Here is a 5,372-nt window from a genome sequence, read left to right as displayed (position 1 = left end):
GCCCAACGCCAGAGCCGGCGGTAAAGCCCCCGCGGCAGCCCTCGCCGCCCATCAAACCCGCGACCAGGAACCCCTGGCCGCATAACCAAAATCAACGATGAACTGTCTCAAAAACTTGACGAGCGCAGATCGGCTGCCGAAGTGCTTGTACTGGTCTGTTGAGGCGTGGAGATCGCGGTTGGTTTATCGGATTCGGGCCAGAGGATAAGGACGATCGCTGCAGCGACGATTGCCAAGAGGAAGGCTGCGGAGATGATGAATCCGGGTCGGGTGAAGGGGTTTTGTTCTTTGTCGTCTTGGGTGGTTTCAGGCATGGGGTCCTCCTGGCCGGCTAGACGAATGCTTGGACGAGTCCTGAGGCGCCGACGACGATGACGCAGCCGGCGAGGGTCCAGCCGAGTTTCGCGAGGCCTTCGCCTCCTTCGCCGCGGCGGACCTGGATCATCATGGTGATGCCGGCGATGATGACGCCGAGGACGCCGAGTGCCAGGGCGATCCAGGCGGCCCAGCCGAGGATGGTGAGGAAGCCTTCGGCGCCGGGGGGTGCTTGGCCGCCGCCGGGGTTGGGAACGGTGACGTTGTTCATGATGTCGAGGGCGGCGATTTGGAGGCTGGGGGCTGGGGAGATCATTGAGACTTTTCCAATCCGGGCGGGCTGCCTGCCGGTTGCGGCAGCAGGGTGTTGATGTCGGTGATGAAGGTGCGGAGTTCTTTCGGGATCGTGGTGGGCGGCTCCCCCAGCCGCCAGGCCTCGATCCAGGGCAGATGCCAGGTGCGCGGTGCGCCGCCGGAGACGATGGCTGCGAAGTCTCGTAAGGGTTTCGGGAGCCGTCCGGGGGCGTCCGCCAGGATGGCAAGGCCCAGCAGTTCGACGGGTGGTGACGTGCCCGAGGCCCATTCCGTCAGCGCTTTCTGCGCTGTTCTCAGGCCGGTCATGTGGGAGCGGCAGACGAGCAGGACCCGGGGTTTGTTTCCGTCATGAATGGAGCTGACAGGCCAACTATGAGAAGCTGCCTGAGATTCAACGATTAACTGCGACAGCGCCGTTTCCCCGGCGCCGCCGTGCGTTCCGATGATCCACACTGCAGCCGTTCTGCCCATCGTTTTGCGGGGCAGCCGGTCTGCCGAGTCGGGTCCGGTCATGCCCTGCTGCGGTCCGGCGGCTCCCGTCACGGTCGGCAGCGCTGGAACTGCGGGTTCCGGTAGCGCAGGTGCGGGTTCACCCGGCAGTGTTGCTGCAATCCAGGCGTTGCGGACGTTCATGTGCACCTTCGGGGATCAGGGATGATTCTTGTAGCTGTTTTACATCGAACCATTGGGGAGGGCATATGTGCAACATTGTTAACTATTCGTTCATATCTGTGTATTATTGTGCAGTGTGGAAGGTCTCGACATGAGCAGGATCGACGAGCTCTTCGAAGGGCTTCCCACGCACCTGACGGTGGACCAGCTGGCCGCGATCCTGGGCAACAACCGGGTCACGGTGTACAGGTGGCTGCAGTCAGGGGAGCTGCCCGGCATCAAGCTGGGCAAGACCTGGATCATCCTGCGCGATGAGGTCCGGGACTACCTGATGAGCAAGCACAACCAGACGCGCCCGTCCGGCACCGCCGGTCAGGACGCGGACCTGGTGGAGGACGACGGCGGGGACGACGCTACCTAGGCGCCCCGCACAGGAGGGTTGATGGGCAAGGCCTCGACCGGTGCCGCCGCTGCCGGCGCGACCGCTGTGCTGTCCGTCTTCGCCCTGGTGCTCGCCATCCCGCTGCTCTTCTCCGGCAGCGGCACCGCGTCCGCTGCCGGGTGCGTGCCCGCCGGCAGCCCGCAACCCGGCACCCCGGACATCCCCGACGGTACCGTCGCCGGGTACTCCGGCGAACAGCTCGAAAACGCGGCCCTGATCATCGAGGCCGGCCAGAGCGCGGGCCTGGACCTGCACGGGCAAAGTATCGGCGTGATGACCGCGATGGGCGAGTCCTCCCTGAAAGTCCTGGACCGCGGCGATACGGCCGGCCCGGATTCCCGCGGCCTGTTTCAGCAGCGCGCCAACGGCGCCTGGGGCACCTACGCGGACCGGATGGACCCGGGAACCAGCGCAACGAACTTCTTCACCGCCCTGCAGGACGTGCCCGGCTGGCAGGACCTGGAACCGAGCATCGCGGCCTCCAAAGTGCAGCGCAACGCCGACCCCTACCACTACGAACAGTACTGGGACCCCGCCGTCACGGTCGTCGGTGCCCTCACCGGCTCCGAGGAACTGGGTGACTGCCTCGGATCCGGCCCGCAGCTGGCAGCGGAGGGTGATGACCTGCCCTGGCCGGATGCCCCGTACTGCGTGATCGGCGGGTCCTGCCCGGCAGGGGCGCAAAGCCCGCTGGGAATGTACCACCGGGAATGCACCGACTTCGCCCTCTGGCGCCTGAACGCCATGGCCGGCGTGACGGAAGCACCGTGGAAGTACCACAACAGTGATCTGGCGCTGGGCAACGCGGCAACCTGGAAGGACGCCTGGCACCGCCACGGCTGGGACACCGGCACCACCCCCGAGCCCGGGGCCGTGGCCTGGTTCGAACCCGGCACCGCCGGCACCGGGCCCCTTGGCCACGTGGCCATCGTCTTTGCCGTCAACTCCGACGGCACCGTAACCATCGAGGAGTACAACGGCCAGCTGCCTCCGGATGACCACCGGTACGGCACCCGCACCATCGACGCCGCTACCGCCGACTACCTGTACTTCCCCGGATAAGGAGCACGCACCGATGAGAAGAGCCACCAAGCGCCTGCGCACGGCCAGCGTTGCGGCCGTGCTGCTGGCCTGCACGGCCTGCGCCGGCACCGGAACAGGCGCCGGCGCCGCAGCCTCCGCTGCCACCCCTCACACGCCGGAACCAACAGGGGCCGCATCGGCCAGCGCCGGCGACTCACCCCACGCCCCGGCCACTGTGCCGGTGCCGGCCAACCCCGCCTGGTTGCCAGGAGACGAAGAAGCAGCCCGGGAAACCGCGCGGGCCTCGATGCGCGACTTCGCCCGCCCGAACGAACCCGCGGCGTCGTGGGCGAACGACCTTGCCCTCTGGCTCACCCCGCAGGCTACGGCCGACTACTCCGCCGTGGACCCTGCCACGGTCCCGGCCACCCGGGTCACCGGCGACGTCGAGCTGGACACCGATCAGGCCAACGGCTTCGGCGCGACCGCGACCGTACCTACCGACGCCGGCATCTACACGCTGCAGCTGCTGCGCCAGGGACAGGACGAGCCCTGGAAAGTGAACCGCCTGAGACCGCCCGGCTGAACAACCCCTGCCCTGCCACTCCCCCGCTACCGCCAGTCACGAGGAAAGCGAAGTCCCCATGAGTCCCAGCAACACCGAAGTCCCGGCCTTCCCGCAGGTACGGGCCATTGTGCGCGCCAACGGCACCGGCGAAGTCATCATTGCCGGCAACTCCCGGCCGTTGGAAGCAGAGAACGAAACCCTGCTGCGCAAGAACGCCCTGGACCTGATCACCCGGCAGGCAGAAATCCTCGGCCGACCCGTCCGCGTCACTACCGACGGCCCCGAAGGCCAGGGCGAACTGATCCTCTCCCCCGACGGCAGCATCGAAGAAATCTCAACCGAGACCTCTAAACACCCCGCCCGCACCACAGAACCAGAAGAAGGCGCCCCGCCTGTCCAGCCGACAACCGTGGCAGCCGATGTTCCTGCCTAAGAGGGCACCGAGGAGGCCGGCACCGTCGTGCCGTTGCGGCAGCGGCTGCGCGACACTTCCTTCCTGATCGGTGACCCTGCCGTACAGCCGGCCAGCCAGGGCATCCGCGGGGTCCTGACACGGATGGGCATCAGGGTCAGCCCCTCCGCGGCGGAGCTGGCCGAACGCGCCGATATCCGTGCCGTGAGCCAGCACTGGCCCGGTGCCCGGACCATCGCCGTCGTGAACCGCAAAGGCGGAGCCAACAAAACCCCCACGGTCGCCGCCCTGTCGGCGGTCTTCGCCCGTTACGGCGGCGGAGGTGTCCTGGCGTGGGATAACAACGAGAACCAGGGCACCCTCGGGTGGCGCACTGAGCAGGGCCCGCACTCCTCGAGCGTGCTCGACCTGCTGCGGGACCAGGAAGACTTGCTCTCCCCCGGCGCGCACAACGGCCTGCTGGCGCACTATGTCCACCACCAGACCGAGGACAAATACGATGTGCTGCGCTCGGACGAAAACGATGAAGGCGACCACGAAATCCAAGGCCACGAAGTCGATGCCGTCCACGCCGTCGCCGCGAAGTACTACCGGCTGATCGTCATGGACAGCGGAAACACCGCACGCGCTGCAAACTGGCGGGCCATGATCAACCACACCGATCAGCTCGTCATCCCCACAACCACCATGGAAGACCGAGCCGAAGCCGCCAAACTGACACTGCAAACCCTCGCAGCCCGGGACAGCCGCGGCAACTGGCTGGCCGAGAACGCCGTCGTCATCATCTCCCAGTGGAAACCCGAAGACCGCGACGAAGCCCGCCGCATCGCCGACGGCTTCAGCTCCCTCGTCCGAAAAGTCGTTACCGTCCCCTACGACCAGGCACTCAAAGCCGGCCGGATCCGCTACACCGCGCTCAAACCGGAAACCCAACGCGCATGGCTCGCCGCAGCCGCAGCAGTAGCCGGTGGCCTGTAATGAATGAACCTATTGGCCACGTGTCCCCCGACACGCCGTATAGGTTCCCAGCGATTGGTTACTGTAACCGATTGAATGCTCTTATGGCTATTTCAGGAAATCGTCGTGGCGGTCGCCGGAGCAAAGGCGAACGCCACCTCGTTGGTGCCCGCATGCCAGTTCAAGATGCCAACAAGTTACGTTCCGTTGCCGAGGCAGAAGGCAGCACGGTGAGCGACTACGTTGCCCGGATAATGCACGAACACCTGATGACCATAGATGTGAACTCGTTGCACGGTCAGGAGGCATTGCCTATTAGCCGTGCCAGTTAAATAGAGAAGGCCCGCCTAAGCGGGCCTTCATATGAAGTTGTTCAGCTCTACACCGTGTCTCCGCCAAGATGTGCGGTGAAGAGCGTCATACAGATACAGGGTATTTTCATGCCCTCCTCCATATGGAGTTGGTTCCATCATACACGCACACCTTTTTTCGGTGGGCGATGTTTCCGAAACCGCCGGAACCGGCGTGTCGGAAACCCAGCCCTCCCTCCTTTCCCTGCCACTTCGTGAACGGGCACAGGCCGAGTGGAGAGCTCTTGCTTCCCTACGTGTCAGGGTTGTTTGAGGCCAGCAACTCATAGCAAGTCGATGACGTAGGGCGAGAATCAGGAATCCATTTAGCATGTCCAGTTTGTCTTTGACCGCGGTGCGGGAAGATAGTCCTATGAG

Annotated in this window: 9 protein-coding genes; 6 read left to right on the top strand and 3 right to left on the bottom strand. The window is 65.1% G+C overall.

Annotation, left to right across the window (positions count from 1 at the left end):
* Positions 1 to 107 precede the first annotated feature (107 nt).
* Genes HGO92_RS22880 through HGO92_RS22870 form a run of 3 tightly spaced genes read right to left on the bottom strand, consistent with a single transcriptional unit; the run spans position 108 to position 1,263 of the window.
* Positions 108 to 314, bottom strand: coding sequence for a hypothetical protein (locus HGO92_RS22880; protein ID WP_169998971.1), 207 nt, complete (start codon positions 312 to 314; stop codon positions 108 to 110).
* A 17-nt stretch (positions 315 to 331) separates the two neighbouring features.
* Positions 332 to 631, bottom strand: coding sequence for a hypothetical protein (locus HGO92_RS22875; RefSeq protein ID WP_240974910.1), 300 nt, complete (start codon positions 629 to 631; stop codon positions 332 to 334).
* Positions 628 to 1,263, bottom strand: a complete 636-nt coding sequence (locus HGO92_RS22870; RefSeq protein ID WP_205834996.1) for a DUF6668 family protein — start codon at positions 1,261 to 1,263, stop codon at positions 628 to 630. The genes HGO92_RS22875 and HGO92_RS22870 overlap by 4 nt, the downstream gene beginning before the upstream one ends.
* A 115-nt stretch (positions 1,264 to 1,378) precedes the next feature.
* Here HGO92_RS22870 and HGO92_RS22865 point away from each other — a divergent pair, with 115 nt between their 5' ends.
* The 6 genes from HGO92_RS22865 (at position 1,379) to HGO92_RS22845 (ending at position 4,976) form a co-directional block, all read left to right on the top strand.
* On the top strand, positions 1,379 to 1,663 hold the full coding sequence (locus HGO92_RS22865; RefSeq protein ID WP_169998966.1) for a helix-turn-helix domain-containing protein: 285 nt from the start codon (positions 1,379 to 1,381) through the stop codon (positions 1,661 to 1,663).
* Between the two features lie 21 nt (positions 1,664 to 1,684).
* Positions 1,685 to 2,746, top strand: a complete 1,062-nt coding sequence (locus HGO92_RS22860) for a CHAP domain-containing protein (RefSeq protein WP_169998963.1) — start codon at positions 1,685 to 1,687, stop codon at positions 2,744 to 2,746.
* 13 nt (positions 2,747 to 2,759) lie between these two features.
* On the top strand, positions 2,760 to 3,293 hold the full coding sequence (locus HGO92_RS22855; protein ID WP_169998960.1) for a hypothetical protein: 534 nt from the start codon (positions 2,760 to 2,762) through the stop codon (positions 3,291 to 3,293).
* Between the two features lie 58 nt (positions 3,294 to 3,351).
* Positions 3,352 to 3,708 (top strand): hypothetical protein, encoded by a 357-nt coding sequence (locus HGO92_RS24620; RefSeq protein ID WP_346769078.1) that lies wholly within the window; start codon positions 3,352 to 3,354, stop codon positions 3,706 to 3,708.
* 27 nt (positions 3,709 to 3,735) lie between these two features.
* On the top strand, positions 3,736 to 4,665 hold the full coding sequence (locus HGO92_RS22850; RefSeq protein ID WP_346769077.1) for a MinD/ParA family ATP-binding protein: 930 nt from the start codon (positions 3,736 to 3,738) through the stop codon (positions 4,663 to 4,665).
* 83 nt (positions 4,666 to 4,748) lie between these two features.
* Complete coding sequence (locus HGO92_RS22845) at positions 4,749 to 4,976, top strand: hypothetical protein (RefSeq protein WP_169998957.1); 228 nt, start codon at positions 4,749 to 4,751, stop codon at positions 4,974 to 4,976.
* Positions 4,977 to 5,372: the final 396 nt, after the last annotated feature.

This window comes from Crystallibacter degradans, from assembly GCF_012952295.1.
GTDB lineage: Bacteria > Actinomycetota > Actinomycetes > Actinomycetales > Micrococcaceae > Crystallibacter > Crystallibacter degradans.
The sequence above is the reverse complement of the archived record's forward strand: the minus strand, read 5'-3'. Positions and strand labels throughout refer to the sequence as shown.